Here is a 16,668-nt window from a genome sequence, read left to right as displayed (position 1 = left end):
GCCGCAAGCGCAGCACATTGCCGCGCGGCGCCAGGCAGTTCAGGAAAGGGACAGGTCAGAAAGCGGCGGGCGGACCGCGGGGCTGGACGGGCGTCCAGGCGAACAGGGGCGTGGCGGACTGGTAGAACAGCACGGGCAGCAAGCCCGTGATGAGCTCGCCTGACGCGAGCACGAGGGAGGTGGGCGGAATCGACAAGGTGTCCGCATGCATGCTGCAGCAGGGGCAGTCGCCCATGCGCATGCCCGGTTTTTCGGGCGCGGAAGGCTCTTGCGCATCGTAGCGGGCGGGCACGGCTTGCATGCCGCCCGCCACCGAGCAGATTTCCAGGCTGGGCACGGCCAGGCCGCTGGCGACCGTCAGCGCGCGCGACACCGTAGGGGCGAGCGTGGCCAGGAAGATGGCGATACACGCGATCCACAGGACGATGCCGGCCTTGCCTTTGCTGATGAACATGGCAATATTGTATCAGGGCAAGGCCCCTGCGCACAGGGCGCAGGTCAAGCCTTGCTTACAACGCCTAACAAAACCGTAGCGAGCGGAAGGGAGCTGTGGCTGAGAAGCGGAACTGTGCTTGGCACGGGGCCGCCGAGGCAGTGAGCATCGCAGGCCGCAGATCACGACGCGCAGTAGGTTTTGATAGGCGTTCTTACAAATCCACCTTCATCGACAACTTGACAGCGCGCGGCGCGCCCGAGGCCAGCCGCGTGCCGGCACCGGCCCAGTAGCGCTTGTCGGCAAGATTTTCCACGTTCAGTTGCCACACGACGGCCTTGTCCAGCACGCGGCTCGCATAGCGGGCGCCCGCGCTGAACAGGCTCACGCCGCCGAGGAAGGCCTGGTTCAGGTCGTTGACGGGACGGGCGCTGTAGTAATATGCGCCGCCGTTGACGGACAGGCCAGGCACGGCGTCGAACGCGTAGGCGAGAAAGGCGCTGGCCGTGCGTTTCGACGCGTTTTCGGGCGCCTTGCCGTTGTAATCGGCGTTGATGTTGGCGAACCTGGGGTCGAGCAGCTGGGCCGACGTCTGCCACGACAGCTGGCGCGTCAGCTTGCCCTGCGTCGAGATTTCCAGGCCGCGGTAGCGCTGTTCGCCGTCCGACGTAAATATATTGCTGGCATTCGTGTAGTAGCCGGGGCGCGTGATGTCGAACAGCGCGGCCGACAGCAAGGTGCCGCCCGGCGCCAGCCAGCGCGCGCCCAGTTCCTTCTGTTTGCTGACGCCGGGCGCCATCTTGACGCCCTGGTTGACGGTGCCCGTCGGGCCCGTTTCGCCCTCTTCCAGTCCCCGCGCCGTCGACGCGTACAACGACAGCTGGGGCGTGGCCTTGTAGATCAGCGAGGCCATCGGCGTCGTCTTGCTGACGTCGTAATGGCTGGCGCCCTGGTCGCTCTGATAACTGCTGCGGCGCACGCCGATGACGCTTTGCCATTGCGGGCTGAAGACCATGCGGTCGAGCGCGTACAAGCCCGTGTCGCGCGTCTCCAGCGCGGCCGTCGTGGGCGCCGTCGGCCTGGGGCCGAACACGACATTCGTCACGGGGACGGGGCTGTACAGGTTTTGCGACGCGATCGTGTAATTGCTCTGGTAGACAGGATCTTGCGACTTGTCCGTGCGCGAGGCGCCCAGGGTCAGCTCGTGGGCAATCAAACCCGTATTGAAATTGCCGGCCAGTTCCGCGCGCAGCAAGTCCGACGCCGTCACGCTGTGCTGGATATTGCCCGTGATGCGGCCCGCGCCCGTGGCCAGCGCGGCCGTGTTGTTCAGGCGAAAGATGGCCAGGCGGCGGTCGCGCGCCGTTTCCGAGTGGCCCGCCTCCACCGTCAGGGCCCAGCCATCCGTGATGGCGTAGTCGGCGCGCAATTGCGCGTTTTTCGTCTGCGCCTCGAAATGCGACCAGTCAGGGCCGATCAGCTGGCGCGGATCGACGGCGCGCGGCAGGCTGATCACGCCTTTCACGGCGGCCGGCAAGGCCACGCCCGCCTGCTCCGTCACTTTGCGGCGGTCGTATTCGAGGTCCGCCTTCAGCAGCAGTTTATTTGTCGCGCGCCAGTCCAGCGCGGCGGACAGGAAGCGGCGGTTGCCGTTGCCGACATTGTTCAGCCAGGAACCCAGGGCGCCGCCGGCGGCGTTCACGCGCACGCCGAATTCCTGCTGCGCGCCGAAGCGGCGGCCCACGTCGACATTCGCCACGGCACTGCCACGGTCGTCGAGGCTCAGTCCCATGCTGGTGACGGGCGTGCCGCCGGCCCGCTTGGTAACAAAATTGACGACGCCGGCCGGCGACGTAAAGCCGTAGTACAGGGCCGAGGCGCCCTTCAGCACTTCCACGCGCTCCTTGTTTTCCATGGGCACTTGCGAGAAGTTCATGATGGGCATGGAGCCGTTGAGGCGGTAATTCGTGCGGTTTTCCACGGCGATGCCGCGTATCACCAGCTGATCCCACGTTTCGCCGCCGTTTTGCTGGCGCGTCACGCCGGCCGTGTTGCGCACGGCGTCGTACAGGCCGGACACGGCTTGCTGTTCCAGCAATGCGCGCGTGATCACGTTGACGGTCGACGGCACGTCCATGATGTTGGCGCCGCGAAAGCTGCCCGCCTCCGTGGTCACGGGCACCAGGCCTTGTGCCCGCGCGCCCGTCACTCGCACGGCTTGCATGACTTTCTCATCGCCGGCCGTCAGGTCGTCCTGGCCGCTGGCGGCCTTGGCCGCGTGGGAAGCGAAGGCCAGCGACAAGGCGGCGGCCACTGGAAGTAGTTGCAAGGAAGGAAAAACGACGCGCATAAAGACGGGACTTTCGACAGAAACGATGACAAAGGGAAACTTCGGGTTACGCGGCATGATATCCGTAACGAGAATCATTCGCAATGAATGAATGACAATCCGTGAGATTGTAGGAGTTTCACGGGATAAACAGGTGCTTAAGGCGCCTGTTGTCACTTGAACACGTTTGAATTTTGCAGACGAGGCCGCAAAGAGGCATACTGACAGTCACGGCGCGCAGGACGCGCCGCCCAACAAGATACTAAAGGTAAGTTCGTGAACACAATCGACAAGAAAAGCGTGCAGACGAAAACATTTCGCTGGAAACGCTGGCAGCGCTGGGCCGTCGGCACCGGCTGCGCCCTCGCCGCCTACAGCGCGGCCGGCTTCTGGCTGGTGCCCTACGTCATTAAAAACCAGCTGCCCAAATTTGCCGAAAAAGAACTCGCGCGCCAGGCCAGCATCGCCGACGTGCGCTTCAACCCGTTTACCCTGCGGCTGGAAGCGGAGCAGATCGCCTTCAGGGAGGCGCCCGGCGCGGATGGCCAGAGCGGTGCGCCGCTGCTGGCCATCGGCGCGCTGGCCGTGCAACTGGAATGGAAATCCATCGTGCGCCGCGCCTGGAGCCTGGCCGAAATCCGCATCACGGCGCCGCAGGCGCATTTGACCATCACGCCGGACGGCAAGTTCAACCTGGCCGAGGTGCTGGCCACCTGGCAACGCAAGCATCCGGAGAAGAGCGAGGGCGGCATGCCGCGCCTCGTCATCGCCCGCTTTGCGCTGGAACAAGGCAAAGTGGAATGGCAAGACCAGAAGGCGGGCTACGCGGACAATTTCACGCCCATCGCCTTTTCGCTCGACAATATTTCGACCTTGCCTGACGCCAATGGCAGCTATACCTTCAGCGCCGATGCGGCGCGCGGCGGCAAGCTGCACTGGCGCGGCACGGCCTCGCTGAACCCCATCCGTGGCGAAGGCGAGCTGATCCTGACCGACGCTTCCCTGCCCGGCCTGGCCGCCTACCTGAAAGCCTACACGCGTGCGCAAGTGACCAGCGGCAAGCTGTCGGCGCGCCTGCCCTACGCTTTTTCCTATGCGGACGGCACGCTGGAAGCGGCAGTCAAAGGTGCGGGACTGGCCCTGCGCGACCTGGCGCTGGTGCGCGACGGCAAGGGAGAACCGTTCACGGCGATGACCACCCTGGCCGTCACGGGCGCCGACGTGGATCTGGCGCGCCAGAACGTCACGGTGGAAAAGATCAGCCTCGACGGCGGCAAGGTGGCCGTGCGGCGTGACGGCAAGGGCGAGATCGACGTGGCAAACCTGATGTTGCCTGGCAACCCCGCAGCGGCGGCTTCCGCCGCGCCAGCCAAGCCTGGCAAGTGGAAAGTGGACTTGAAACAAGTGGCCCTGGCCAACGTGGACGTGTCCGTCATCGATGAAACCGTCTCCCCTGCCCTGCAATTGAGCGCCAGGCAGCTGCAACTGCAGCTGCAGCTGGGCATGCAGCAAGCACCATCGGGCATGGCCACCGTCATCGACGGCGCCAGCTTTGCAGTGGCCGATCTGGCCATGCAGCGGGGCGCGCAAACGCCGTTCAAGCTGGCCCAGCTGGGCTTTACGGAAGGCAAGATCGACCTGGCGGCGCATACCGTCCACCTGGGCGCCGTGACGGCCAGCGGCGCGCAGATCGACCTGGCGCGCAACCGCCAGGGAGAGTTTGCGATTGCGCAAAAGCTGCCCGTATTTGCTTCCAGCAAGGCTGACGCGGGCAAGGAACCCCCTTCCGCGCCGTGGTCCACCACGGTAGACAAGGTGGAGCTAAGCAAGTTCGGCGCCCGTTTCGACGATGCGGGCACGGGCATCAAGGTCAATGTGCAGGATGCGCGCCTGTCGCTGCACAACGCCAGCAACGACATGAAGCAGGCGCTGCCGTTCGAACTGGGCGTGGGCCTGCGCGAAGGCGGCGTGCTCACGGCCAACGGCAAGTTCGTGCCGGGCACGGGCGCCGTCGATGCGCAGCTCGACCTGAAGCAGCTGGCCCTGGCGCCCGTGCAACCATTGCTGGCGCAACACTTGAAACTGAAGCTGGCGGGCGGCGCCGTGTCCGGCAGCGGCCGCCTGACGACGGGCGGCGGCGCGCCGAAAGCGCCGAAAGTGCGCTATGTGGGCGGCGTGGATATCGCCGGCCTCGTGCTCAATGAAATGGATGGCAAGCGTTTTGCCTCTTGGAAAAGCGTACGCGCCGACAAGCTGACGGCCGGCGTGGGGCCGGACTTGCTCGACATCGCGGAATTGCGCGTGGTGGAACCGAACGCCCAGCTGATCATCGAAAACGACCGCAGCCTCAATGCGCAGCGCCTGCTGGTCAAGGCGCCGGAACCGGCGCAGCCAGCCGCCCCTGCCGCATCGGCGCCGGACGCCGCCTTCCCCGTGCGCGTGCGCCGCGTGCGCCTGCAGAACGCCAAGCTGGACTTTGCCGACCTGAGCCTGCGGCCCCAGTTTGCGGCGAAAATCTATGAATTGAACGGCGTCGTCACGGGCCTGTCGACGAAACGCGATGCGCGCAGCCAGATCGAGCTCGATGGGCGCATCGACGAATTCGGCCTGGCGCGCGTGCGCGGACAATTAAATCCCTTCGCCCCCACCGACAACACGGACTTGAACGTGGTCTTCAAGAACGTCGACATGGTGTCCGCCTCGCCGTACACGATGAAGTTCGCCGGCTACAAAGTGGCGGAAGGCAAGATTTCGCTGGACTTGCAATACAAGGTGCGCAACCGCCAGCTCGACGGCACCAATCAGGTCGTGCTCGACAAGCTGACCCTGGGCGAGCGCATCGACAGCCCGGACGCCCTGAAACTGCCATTGGAACTGGCGCTGGCCATCCTCAAGGACAGCGACGGGCGCATCGACCTCGGTTTGCCCGTGTCGGGCGACATGAACGACCCGCAATTCAGCTATGGCGCGCTGATCTGGAAAGCCGTCGGCAATGTGCTGACGAAAATCGTCACGGCGCCGTTCCGCGCCCTGGGCAACTTGCTGGGCATCAGCGCCGACAAGCTGGAAGCCATCGACTTCGACGCGGGCAGCGCCGTGCTGCTGCCGCCCGAACGGGAAAAACTCAAGCAGGTGGCGCAGATCCTGGCCAAGCGCGAACAGCTGAAGCTGGCCGTGCCGGGCCAGTACAGCGACACGGACGGGGCCGCCCTGCGCGCCCAGGCCGTGCGCCGCGCCGTCGCCGCCAAGGCCGGCATCAAGCTGGAAGCGGGCGAAGAGCCAGGACCGTTGAGCCTGGGTGAACGCAAGATACGGGGCGCCCTGCGCGAGCTGTACGGCGAGCGCTTCGGCAAGGCCGAGCTGGACAAGCAGAAGAAGGCGGCGGAGTCGGCCGTACCAGCCACAGCGGCGGCAGCCTCCGCCAGCGCCTCCGCGCCGGCGGCGGCCAAGATCCCCGTCCTGCAGCGCCTGGGCAAGCTGATCGAGGGCGAACCGCAAGTGGCCGACACGGGCGCTTTTTATAACGGCTTGCGCGAGCAGCTGGAAGCCAGGCAGCCGCTGCCTGCCGATGCCTTGAACAAGCTGGGCGCCCAGCGCAGCGCGGCCATCCTGGCGGCCTTGCAGCAAGACGGCACGCCGGCGGCCAGGGTCAGTGCGGGCGCGCCGGAAAAAACGCAGGCCGTACCGGGCAAGCCGGTGGGCTTGAAACTGGGATTGGCGGCACAATAAAATACGGAGAGCATCTGACGCATGAAAAACCTCGACAAAGTAGCGCCCTATACATCGTCTGTCACGCAGGGCGACTGGGGCACAATGACAACACTGCTTGCTGAGACAGCCGTATCAGCCAAAACCAGCATGTCATGTGCTGAAAAGACGCTGCTGGCTAACTATGTGTATGAAAAAAATGGCACGTACAAGCTGATGTATACAACTGTCGGGGTTGACGGCAGTATTGAAAACTACGTCGAGGATGACGGCATTTTGCCGACACTGTTCCTGAGTCCGGATCAGGAAAATTATGTTTCCGTCATTCCCTATCATCCTGATAAAGAACTGGAAATCAGCATTCCCATCTTTCATCGTGAAGATGTGGAATTACCAAAGGGTAACCGTCCATGTACAGGAGACTTCATTGGAACGACGGACTCACATTCGATATTTCACGATGTGGATTTTGACGATAAGAAACCGGACAAAATCCTGGCCATCGAGTTTATCAATGGGAAGCTGAGGAAGAAACACAATAGCAAGGTCCCCTTGCCCGCAAATAACCGCATTGCCATTTGCAACAAGGCGATCCACTTGCTGGCCAATGACGGCAGCATCCTGCTGCACCGGGAGATCGATGAAAAAGGCAACGTCACGCGCTCGCGGGAGATTGAGGCGAAGGATATCCCGGTTTTGCAGATATTGAGCGCCTCCTTCGACAAGGATTCTTATCTGCTGGCGCAAGAAAACGATAAAATCATTATCGAAAAAATAGCTGCGTCCGGGGCAAGCGAGATCATTGAATTGGTGGACTTTGCCGATCCGCTGTTCAATACATGGCAGCCAGTCGACATCGCAGACGATACTTTTGTCACGCGGTTCAATACCGAGTTTGGAAACGGCTGGCTGACCACGCAAAATGATAAATTACTGGAAATATTCTATAGCAAAGGCGTGCAAGGCTACCGGAACCTGCTGACCAACGAGGTTCTGTCGATACCCGGTGACAAATTGATCATTTCCAGCATCAACAAGACCACGGAGCGTGCTTATGCGGTCGTGCTCTACCCGCTGGCGGACGATACTGCGGATAATGCCGAACTCATCATCTTGAATCGCCGCTTGCCATAGCGTCGGGGCCCTTATGGCGGCGCATCCGAGGCATGGCCAGACCATGCCTCGGATGCGCTTCACTTACTTCTCTTCTTACTTCCCTTTCCCCGCCCCCTTCACCGCCTCGTCCGGCAAGGCAAACGCCACCAGGCTGTCGCCCATCTTCGTGCCCAGCGAACCGTGGCCGCCGGCCATGACCACCACATATTGCTTGCCCGTCTTGTCGGAGACATAACTCATCGGCGTGGCCTGGCCGCCGGCCGGCAAGCGGGCTTTCCAGACGGTTTTGCCGTTGCGCACGTCGTAGCCGCGGATGGTGTAGTCGAGCGTGCTGCTGAGAAATGCCACGCCGCCGCCCGTCGTGCTCATGCCGCCCAGGCTGGGCACGCCCAGCGGCAAGGCGATGGGCACGGGGGCGCTGTCGCGCGTGGTGCCGTTCTTGTGCATCCACACTTTTTTCATGGTGCGCAAGTCGACGGCGGCCACATAGCCCCAGGGCGGCGCCTGGCAAGGAAAACCCAGCGGCGACAGGAAAGGCTTGATTTCCACGGCGAACGGCGTGCCCGTCTGCGGCTGCAAGCCCATTTCCGTGCCGGAACCGCCCTTCACATTGGCTTGCGCGCGCGGCACCAGGCGTTCCAGAAAGCCCATGTAGTCGGGGTTGACCAGCAGCAACTGGCGCCCCGGATCGACGGCCGCCCCGCCCCACTCGAAGATGCCCAGCGGGCCCGGCGAGATGATGGCCCCCTTGATCTTGCCCTGCGCCACGGTCTGCGGCGTGAACGGCCCTTCGTAGCGGTGCTGGCGGAAGATGATGCGGCAAGCCAGCTGGTCGAATGGCGTCGTGCCCCACATATCCGTCTCGCTGATGTGCTTCTCGGGCAGGAAAGTGAGGGCCGAGAACGGCTGCGTGGGCGACAAGCGGTCGCCGGGGGCCGCGTTGGCCGTCGGCACGGGTTTTTCCGGCGCCGGCACGACCAGGCTGCCGTCGCGGCGGTCGATCACGTAGATGTCGCCCCGCTTCGTCGTAGCCACGACGGACGGCACCTTGCCTTTCGGCGTGTCGATGTCGACCAGGGTGGGCTGGCCGCCGATATCCATGTCCCAGATGTCATGGTGCACGGTCTGGTAGACCCAGCGCACTTTCCCGGTCGCCAGGTCCAGCGCGACGATGGCACTGTTGTATTTCTCGCCGTTCGGGTTGCGCATGCCGCCCCAGGTATCGGGCGTTTCATTGCCCATCGGCACGTACACCATGCCCAGCTTTTCATCGATGCTCGACACGCCCCAGGAATTGGGCGAGTTGTTCGTATAGGTTTTGCCATCGGCGATGGGCGCCGTGTCGTCCGGGTTCGAGGCATCCCAGTTCCACAGCAGCTTGCCCGTGACGGGGTCGTAGCCGCGGATCACGCCGGAAGGCTCCTCGGTGGAATCGTTGTCCGTCACGCTGGCGGCCATCACCACCACGTTCTGCGCCACGGCCGGCGGCGACGTCGGCATCAGAAAGCCCCGTTTTTTCATGGCCATGCCGTGGTACAGGCCGATCACGCCGTTTTCTCCGAAGCTTTTGCACGCCGCGCCCGTATCGGCATTGACGGCGATCAAGGTCGCATCCATGGTGGGCGCGAAGATGCGGCGCGGGCATTCCATGCCGGCCGCCTCGGGCGCCGGGTCACCCTTGGCGCGGCCCGCGTTCACGTCCCAGTAGGCCACGCCGCGGCAGATCATGTGCTGGTAGCTCGACGCATCGCGGTTGATCTGCGGATCGTGGCGCCACAGCTCCTTGCCCGTGTCCGGGTCCAGCGCGATGACGATGTTATGCGGCGTGCACAGGTACAGCATGCCGTTTACTTTCAGCGGCGTGACTTCGTTGGCGATCTCGCCCGGGTCGTTCGGTCCCTTGAAGTCGCCCGTGTGATACACCCACGCCTGTTGCAGCTGCGCGGCGTTGGCCGGCGTGATCTGCGCGGCCGGCGCGTAGCGGTCGCCATAGCCGGAGCGGCCGTAGGCGGCCCAGTCGTTGGGCGCCACGCCGGGCGCATAATCGCCTTGCGGCGCGGCCGCCATGCTGTCTGCCGGCACTTCGCCGTGCAGGGTGTAGTAATCCTGGAACAGGGAAAATATGCCCACGGCGGCCGTGGCCACCACGGCGGCGGCCAGCGCGCTCCTGCCCGCGTCGCGCGGTTTGGCGCCGCGGGCCAGGGCCGGCGCCAGGCGGCGGTCGACGAACGGCAGCAGCAGCCAGACGGCGGCGGCGAACCAGATGTCGAGACGCGGCAGCAATTGCCACCAGTCGAACTTCACTTCGATGACGGACCAGATCAGGCTGGCGAACAGCAGCAGCGCCAGGCAAAGCTGCGCGCTGCGCCGTCCTTGCCAGACCAGCGCGCCGGCCAGCAGCATGCCGATGCCGGCCACGACGTAATACCAGGAACCGCCAAGGCTGACGAGCCAGGCGCCGCCGCCGACGAGCGCCAGTCCCAGCAGGAGAAAGATGACTGCGGTGATTGCGAACAAGGGTCCAGGCCGGGCAGAGGCAGTCATGATGCTCCTTTACAAGAGTCAGTCGGCGGCACGCGCCTGCGCACCGTGTTGATGGCAATCAAGGCAATTCCATTTTTTCACTAATTGGCAAAGCGTGGCACACGCGAGCGCGAATATGCGCGCAGTGTTGCTTTTCGCCACAAGCCAACACCCGCTTCCCGTCCGCAACACTGCCAGCCGCGCTCTTCTGTAGTGCGATTTTGACGAAAAACATAAAATAAAATAAATTCACAACAAATATCTCGAATAAACCAAATTTATATCGTAAAATGAAAATCATGCACCTGGCAAACCGGTTTTCCTGATTTTCATCTTCCTTTGGAGCGGCGCCCATCATGACCATCGCCAAACGGCTGTACGCATTGATCCTCTCCGTCGTCCTGGGCCTGGCCGCCCTGACGGGCTTCGGCATTTACCAGATGGACCGCGTGTACACGGCGGCCAGCTATGCCACCGTCAACACGGTGCCCAGCCTGCTGACCCTGAACCAGGCTTTCGTGCCGTTCGCGCAGATGCGCACGGCGGTCTGGCAGCACATGGCCAGCAAGGATGCGGCCAGGCGCGACGCGCTGGAAGCGGGCATCCGCGAGGCGCGCGCGGCCGTCGGCAAGGCGCTCGACAAGTATGAGCAGGAAAACCTGTCCGACGAACAGGACAAGGCGCTGCTGGCCACGGACCGCGCCGTGCTGCTGCGCTACGACGCCGTGCGCGACAAGGTGCTGGCGTTGTCGAAGGCGGGAGAGCTCGACGCGGCGCGCGACCTGCTGATGGAAAACCAGCCCATCATCAAGGAACTGGTCGACGCCCTCGCCGCCCACCACCGCTACAACGAAAATCTGGGCAACAAGGGCGCGGCCGACGGCGCCGCCGCCATCGCCAGCGCGCGCTGGATTTCGCTCGGCCTGGCGCTGGCCGTGACGGCGCTGGTGGCCGGCATGGGCCTGCTGCTGGCGCGCCGCATCGTCGCCTCGCTGGCGGGCGCCATCGGCGTGGCCCGCGCCATCGCCGGCGGCGACCTCAGCGTACAGGTACCCGTCGCCTCGAAGGACGAGGTGGGCCAGCTGATGACGGCCCTGGCGGAAATGAGCGACAGCCTGGTGCGCATCGTGGCCGAAGTACGCTCCGGCACGGACACCATCAGCACGGCCTCGACCGAGATCGCGGCGGGCAACCTGGACCTGTCGGCGCGCACGGAACAACAGGCCGGCTCGCTGGAGGAAACCGCTTCGGCCATGGAAGAGCTGACAGCCACGGTGCGGCAGAACGCCGACAATGCACGCCAGGCCCAGCAAATGGCCGTCAGCGCCTCGGACAAGGCGGCGCACGGCGGCCAGGTGATGGGCGACGTGATACGCACGATGGAAGCGATCGACGGCTCGTCCAACAGGATCGCCGACATCATCGGCGTCATCGACGGCATCGCCTTCCAGACCAACATTTTGGCCCTGAATGCGGCCGTGGAAGCGGCGCGCGCCGGCGAACAGGGACGCGGCTTCGCCGTCGTCGCCACCGAGGTGCGCAACCTGGCGCACCGCTCGGCGGCCGCCGCCAAGGAAATCAAGGCCCTCATCAGCGACTCCGTGGAACAGGTGGGGCAAGGCGGCAAGCTGGTCCAGCAGGCCGGCGCGGCCATGACGGAAGTGGTCGACACGGTGCGCAGCGTCACCGACATCGTCAGCGAAATCTCGGCCGCCAGCGTGGAGCAAAGCACGGGCATCGAGGAAATCAACCGCGCCATCACGCAGATGGATGAAGCCACGCAGCAGAATGCGGCCCTGGTCGAGGAAGCGGCGGCGGCATCGCAATCGCTGCAGGAGCAGGCGGGCAAGCTGGCCGCCGTGGTAAGCGCCTTCAAGCTGGCGCACGGCCCGGCTGGCGCCCCGTCCCGGCCAGCGCAGCCGCGGGCGTCCCATGCGCCCCGTGCGCCTGCCGCACGGCCGCCCGCAGCGCGCAAGGCGGCGCCGCTCAAGCTGGTGGTCACGCGCGGCGCGGCCCCGGCCAGGAGCACGGCCGCCGCCGACGACGGCGACTGGGAAGTTTTCTGAACCATCGATTGCACGAATGACGCACGACCACTGGCATACACCGCACCGGAGCACCGCCATGAACGCCCTTTTTCTCACTTATCCCTTCATACGCTGCGAAGACCTTTCGCTGATGCGGCCGGCCCTGGCCATGGCTGGCCTGGCGCTCGTGCTGGCCGCCCTGCTCTGGCGCCGCATCCGCTGGCGCCAGGCCAGCCGCGCGCCGGACGCCACGCAGGCACATGTTGATCTGCATCAACTACTGCAGACGCGCAAGACCGCCGCCCCGGCCAGGGCGCAGGAAGCGCCCGCGTTGCCGCTGGAGCCGCAGGAACGCGCCGCACCGCCCTTCGAGCAGGCCCGCCTGGACGCCATGTTCGGCCACGACCGGCGCCTGCAGGGCGAGATCCTGGCCCTGTTCGTGTCCGAAACGCGCGACCGCCTGGCCGGCATCGCCCATGCGCTGCGCTGCGAACGCGCAGCCCCGGCCCGCATCCTGGCGCAGGAAATCCTCGACGGCAGCCATGCCATGGGCCTGATGCCCTTGCAGGCGCTGGCGCGGCAAGCCGTGCATGCGGGGTTTTCCAACGATATCGCCGCCCAGCGCCGCCTGCACGCCGACCTGCTGATGGCGCTCGACGCGCTGTCCCAGGCCGTCACGGCCCTGCAGACCAGCGCGGCCGAAGCGGACGACCGCAGCGACATGGGGAGCCTGTCATGAGCGCGCGCATCGACCTGGCGCTGCTGCGGGGCGGCGCCGTCCTGCCCTCGCCCGAATGGCGGCGCCAGCGGCTGGCGGCCATGTGCCAGCAGCAGGCGCCGCTCGATGAACTGGCCGAGCAGATACGCAGCGATCCCGCCCTGTGCGGCCAGGTCATCGGCCTGGCCAACGGCGCCGTGCCAGCGGACGGGCGCCGGCACGCGGCCGTCAACGCGGCGATGCTGGCGGCCATCGGGCGGCCCGCCCTGCAGCGCGCGTTCGCCGCCCCGCCCGCGCCGGCGGCCGCGTGCGCCCCCTTCGACGGCGCGCGCCACGCGGCGCACGCGCTGGCCATGGCTTGCGCGGCCCGCGTGGCGGGCGAGGCGCTGCAACTGGCGCCCGCCGATGAGCTGTTCAGTTGCGGTCTGCTCGCCAGCCTCGGCCAGCTGGCCCTGGCCACCTTGCGTCCGCAGGCGTACGGTCAGTTGCTGGCCCTGCACGGCGGCGGCGCCACCTCCCTGCTGCTGTGCGAACAGTCGCGCCGCTTCGGCCACCACGAGCTGGCGCTGTCGGCCATCCTCATGCGCGGCTGGGGCATGCCGGACATCCTGTGCGACGCCGTGCGCTGCCATGCCGCGCCGCCCGGCTTCGGCCAGGCGGGACGCATGACGGACCTGGCCTGGCTGCTGAAGCTGGCCAGCGGCTTCGCCGACCTGATACTGATCAACGGCGCGGGTCCGCGCGGACCGTCGATGACGGCAGCGCGGGCGCTGGGACTCGATGCGCAACACATGGAAACGCTGCTGCGCCACAGCAGCGCCGAGTGGAGCGAATGGCGCGATATACTCGCCTTGGCCGAACCTGGCGCCGCCAGCCGCATGCGGACCAGGTCGCGGCGCGCCGCCCGCATGGCCTTTAGTGAATTCATATAATTTGTTGAAATTGATTTTTTGAGCGCGATTGCGTATCATTCCCTTCAACTCTTATTCGCCCCTAAAGCTCATCATGCATACAGCCGACGTTTGCACTACACAAAAGGCCGCCGAAATCCTCGGCATCTCGGTCACATCGGTGCAACAACTGGTCGAGGCCGGCGTTATCGAAGCCTGGAAGACCAAGGGCGGTCACCGCCGCATTCCCCTCGCGGCAGTGGAAGCCTACAAGGGCAATCCGGGCCAGCATGGCCAGGAACAGCGCACGGCGCGCCCGGCCCGTCCGGCGCCGACGGGCCGTCCGCCCTCCATCCTCGTCATCGAGGACAATCCGATGGAGCGCGCGCTGTATGAAAAGCAGATCGGTTCCTGGGGCTTGCAGGCGGCATTGCGCTTTTGCGAAAACGGCTACCAGGCGCTGATGGAAATCGCCCGCGACCAGCCCGACATCCTGCTGGCCGACATCGTCATGGAAGGCATCGACGGCTACGAGGTGATCCGCACCATCCTGGCCGACCCGCTGCTGGCGGAAATGCACATCGCCATGCTGTCGAGCCTGACGTCGGAAGAGCTGGCAGAACGGGGCGGCGTGCCGCCCGGCGTGGTGTTCTTTGCCAAACCGGTCAATTACGACGAGCTGCGCGGCTATCTGCGCGCCTGCTGCGCCGGCCATGCGCGGCGCAACAGCCTGGCCGCCTAGTCCACCACCTTCGTCCGGGAGTCCAGCATGCCAGCTTATCGCCACATCGATCCAGCCGTGCTGTTCCAGGCCACCGGCCATGACCTGGAGATGTTCCGCGCCCTGTCCCAGACCTACCTGGATACCTCCCCGGCCATGTATGCGCGCGTGGAGCAGGCCGTGCGCAGCGGCGCGATGCAGGCCATCGTGCATGGCTGTCATACCTTGCGCGGCACCGTGACCCTGCTGGGCGCCCGCGCGCTGACGGCGCGCCTGGCCGAACTGGAGCAGCTGGTGCGCCACCAGGGCGTGGCGCCGCCCGGCTGGCTCGATGAAACAGCGGCGCTGCTCGGCGCAGTGGAGCAGGAGGTACGCCGCAGCATGCTTGACTACACGGGCGCGCAGACATGAACGCGCGCCGGGCCATCCTGCGCCTGGTGCACCGCTATCCGCCGCGCGCCACGGCAGCCGTGGCCGGCCTGGCGCTGGTGGTCCTGCTGGCGCTGTGCATCATCGTCTCCGGCGTGCTGCTGCACCGCGAAGCCGTCGAAGACTGGAAACAGGACCTGTCCAACCTGTCGCTGCTGCTGGCGGAGAACACGGCGCAAAGCATGACGGCGGCCCGCCTCGTGCTCGACAGCGTCAGCAACGAGGTGCAGGCGGCCGCCCCGGCCAACGCGGCCGCGCTGGCCGCTGCCGCCGGCAATCCGGCCATGCACCAGCTGCTGCGGCACAAGATCGGCGGCGTGCCGCAAGTGGACGTGGTGTCCATCGTCGGCGGCGACGGCGCCGTGCTGGTCTTCAGCCGCGCCTACCCGGCGCCGCCCATCCGCCTCGACGAGCGCGATTACTTCGATTACCACCGCCGCCACCCGGAGGGCGGCATGCATGTCAGCGCCCCCGTGCAAAACAAGGGCAACGGCGCCTGGACCTTCTATATCAGCCGGCGCATCAGCGGGCCGGACGGGCGCTTCCTGGGCGTGGTGCTGGTCGGCCTGTCGTGCGACTTCTTCAGCAAATTCTTCCAGAACACGAGCATCGGCGAACATACGGCCTTTTCCCTGTACCGCAGCGACTACACGCTGCTGGCGCGCTGGCCTGCCGTCCCGGCCATGATGGGCAAGCGCAACCTGACGGGCAGCACCTACCGCCTGCTGGAACAGGGCAAGACGCACGGCGTGCTGCAGGTGGACTTGCCGCGCACGGCGGAACAGGGCCGCCCGGTCGACCGCCTGGCCGGCATCCGCCTGGTGCGCGACTATCCGCTGGCCATCAACGTCACCGTCACGGACGCGGTCTACCTGGCGGGCTGGCGCCGCATGCTGCGCACCATGGGCGGCGCGGCGCTGGTCAGCCTGCTGGTGGTGGCGCTGGCCGTGGCGCTGATCATGGGCCTGCTGCGGCGCCGCGAGCGCGACACGGCCAAGGCGCTGGCGCTGCAGGCGCACGCGGAAGCGGCGAACGCCGCCAAGTCGCGCTTCCTGGCCATCATGAGCCATGAAATCCGCACGCCGATCGCCGGCATCGCCGGCATGGCCGAACTGCTGCTGGAAACCCCGCTCGATGCGACGCAGCGCCACTATGCGGGCAACGTCAGCAACGGCGTGCATGACCTCATGCACATACTCAACGACATCCTCGACCTGTCCAAGGCCGAAGCGGGCCAGATGGGCGTGGAGCTGCGCGACTTCGACCCGCGCCTGCTGCTCGACGACCTGCTGGTGCTGCACCGCGCACAGGCGGACCGCAAAGGCTTGCAGCTGGTGGCCGAGGTGGACCCGCGCGTGCCGCGGCAGGTCTGCTCGGACCGCACGCGCATCGCGCAGATACTGGGCAACCTGGTGGGCAACGCCATCAAGTTCACGGCGTCGGGCCCGGTGACGGTGGGCTTGCAGCTGGCGCCCGGCGCGCCGGAGCGCCCGGACACGGCCACGCTGCTGTTCCAGGTCAGCGACGGCGGCATCGGCATGACGCCCGAGCAGCTGGGCCGCGTCTTCCAGCCCTACTGCCAGGCCGACGCCAGCATCAGCGGCGCGTATGGCGGCACGGGACTGGGGCTGGCCATCTGCCAGCAGCTGGTCGGACTGCTGGGCGGCGAGATCGGCTGCGACAGCGCGCCCGGCGCCGGCTCCCGCTTCACCGTGCGCATCCCGTGCGGCGCCGCCGCCCCGGCCGCCGCGCCGCAGCCCCCCCTCCCGGACGC

12 protein-coding genes are annotated in these 16,668 nt (G+C 65.9%); 8 read left to right on the top strand and 4 right to left on the bottom strand.

Annotation, left to right across the window (positions count from 1 at the left end; all coding sequences use genetic code 11):
* Positions 1-55: 55 nt before the first annotated feature.
* Both AC07VI_RS28490 and AC07VI_RS28485 read right to left on the bottom strand, forming a co-directional pair.
* Positions 56-454: a DUF2946 domain-containing protein gene (locus AC07VI_RS28490; RefSeq protein WP_086148241.1), complete on the bottom strand. Its 399-nt coding sequence runs from the start codon at positions 452-454 to the stop codon at positions 56-58.
* A 193-nt stretch (positions 455-647) separates the two neighbouring features.
* Complete coding sequence (locus AC07VI_RS28485) at positions 648-2,783, bottom strand: TonB-dependent siderophore receptor (RefSeq protein WP_492996311.1); 2,136 nt, start codon at positions 2,781-2,783, stop codon at positions 648-650.
* Between the two features lie 255 nt (positions 2,784-3,038).
* On the opposite strand from AC07VI_RS28485, the gene AC07VI_RS28480 reads away from it, so the two are divergent.
* Positions 3,039-6,491 carry a DUF748 domain-containing protein gene (locus tag AC07VI_RS28480; protein WP_492993907.1) on the top strand — a complete coding sequence of 1,151 codons (3,453 nt, stop codon included), beginning with the start codon at positions 3,039-3,041 and terminating at the stop codon, positions 6,489-6,491.
* 21 nt (positions 6,492-6,512) lie between these two features.
* A complete protein-coding gene (locus tag AC07VI_RS28475; RefSeq protein ID WP_492993905.1) occupies positions 6,513-7,604 on the top strand; it encodes a hypothetical protein in 1,092 nt (363 codons plus the stop codon).
* A gap of 75 nt (positions 7,605-7,679) precedes the next feature.
* Here AC07VI_RS28475 and AC07VI_RS28470 read toward each other — a convergent pair whose 3' ends face one another.
* Together AC07VI_RS28470 and AC07VI_RS28465 are read right to left on the bottom strand one after the other, a co-directional pair.
* Positions 7,680-10,130 carry a membrane-bound PQQ-dependent dehydrogenase, glucose/quinate/shikimate family gene (locus AC07VI_RS28470; protein WP_492993903.1) on the bottom strand — a complete coding sequence of 817 codons (2,451 nt, stop codon included), beginning with the start codon at positions 10,128-10,130 and terminating at the stop codon, positions 7,680-7,682.
* Positions 10,131-10,188: 58 nt separating this feature from the next.
* On the bottom strand, positions 10,189-10,467 hold the full coding sequence (locus AC07VI_RS28465) for a hypothetical protein (RefSeq protein WP_099375414.1): 279 nt from the start codon (positions 10,465-10,467) through the stop codon (positions 10,189-10,191).
* On the opposite strand from AC07VI_RS28465, the gene AC07VI_RS28460 reads away from it, so the two are divergent.
* The 6 genes from AC07VI_RS28460 to AC07VI_RS28435 form a co-directional block, all read left to right on the top strand.
* A complete protein-coding gene (locus AC07VI_RS28460; protein WP_492993901.1) occupies positions 10,466-12,175 on the top strand; it encodes a methyl-accepting chemotaxis protein in 1,710 nt (569 codons plus the stop codon). The genes AC07VI_RS28465 and AC07VI_RS28460 overlap by 2 nt on opposite strands.
* Positions 12,176-12,233: 58 nt before the next feature.
* Positions 12,234-12,875, top strand: coding sequence for a hypothetical protein (locus tag AC07VI_RS28455; protein WP_086148573.1), 642 nt, complete (start codon positions 12,234-12,236; stop codon positions 12,873-12,875).
* Positions 12,872-13,786 carry an HDOD domain-containing protein gene (locus AC07VI_RS28450; protein ID WP_099375412.1) on the top strand — a complete coding sequence of 305 codons (915 nt, stop codon included), beginning with the start codon at positions 12,872-12,874 and terminating at the stop codon, positions 13,784-13,786. Before AC07VI_RS28455 ends, AC07VI_RS28450 begins: the two co-directional genes overlap by 4 nt.
* A gap of 73 nt (positions 13,787-13,859) precedes the next feature.
* Positions 13,860-14,486, top strand: a complete 627-nt coding sequence (locus tag AC07VI_RS28445; protein WP_086148541.1) for a response regulator — start codon at positions 13,860-13,862, stop codon at positions 14,484-14,486.
* Positions 14,487-14,513: 27 nt separating this feature from the next.
* Positions 14,514-14,876 carry an Hpt domain-containing protein gene (locus tag AC07VI_RS28440; protein WP_086148540.1) on the top strand — a complete coding sequence of 121 codons (363 nt, stop codon included), beginning with the start codon at positions 14,514-14,516 and terminating at the stop codon, positions 14,874-14,876.
* Positions 14,873-16,668, top strand: a 1,796-nt coding sequence (locus AC07VI_RS28435; protein ID WP_494808832.1) for a sensor histidine kinase, incomplete at its 3' end; no start/stop codon positions are given. The genes AC07VI_RS28440 and AC07VI_RS28435, both read left to right, overlap by 4 nt.

The organism is Janthinobacterium sp. GW821-FHT03A03 (genome assembly GCF_059421435.1).
The sequence above is the reverse complement of the archived record's forward strand: the minus strand, read 5'-3'. Positions and strand labels throughout refer to the sequence as shown.

Excerpts from the sequence above, each read along its gene's own strand:
- AC07VI_RS28445 (WP_086148541.1), top strand. The coding sequence starts at position 13,860 with ATGCATACAGCCGACGTTTGCACTACACAAAAGGCCGCCGAAATCCTC.
- AC07VI_RS28460 (WP_492993901.1), top strand. The coding sequence starts at position 10,466 with ATGACCATCGCCAAACGGCTGTACGCATTGATCCTCTCCGTCGTCCTG.
- AC07VI_RS28475 (WP_492993905.1), top strand. The coding sequence starts at position 6,513 with ATGAAAAACCTCGACAAAGTAGCGCCCTATACATCGTCTGTCACGCAG.
- AC07VI_RS28450 (WP_099375412.1), top strand. The coding sequence starts at position 12,872 with ATGAGCGCGCGCATCGACCTGGCGCTGCTGCGGGGCGGCGCCGTCCTG.
- AC07VI_RS28490 (WP_086148241.1), bottom strand. The coding sequence starts at position 454 with ATGTTCATCAGCAAAGGCAAGGCCGGCATCGTCCTGTGGATCGCGTGT.
- AC07VI_RS28465 (WP_099375414.1), bottom strand. The coding sequence starts at position 10,467 with ATGATGGGCGCCGCTCCAAAGGAAGATGAAAATCAGGAAAACCGGTTT.
- AC07VI_RS28485 (WP_492996311.1), bottom strand. The coding sequence starts at position 2,783 with ATGCGCGTCGTTTTTCCTTCCTTGCAACTACTTCCAGTGGCCGCCGCC.
- AC07VI_RS28440 (WP_086148540.1), top strand. The coding sequence starts at position 14,514 with ATGCCAGCTTATCGCCACATCGATCCAGCCGTGCTGTTCCAGGCCACC.
- AC07VI_RS28470 (WP_492993903.1), bottom strand. The coding sequence starts at position 10,130 with ATGACTGCCTCTGCCCGGCCTGGACCCTTGTTCGCAATCACCGCAGTC.
- AC07VI_RS28455 (WP_086148573.1), top strand. The coding sequence starts at position 12,234 with ATGAACGCCCTTTTTCTCACTTATCCCTTCATACGCTGCGAAGACCTT.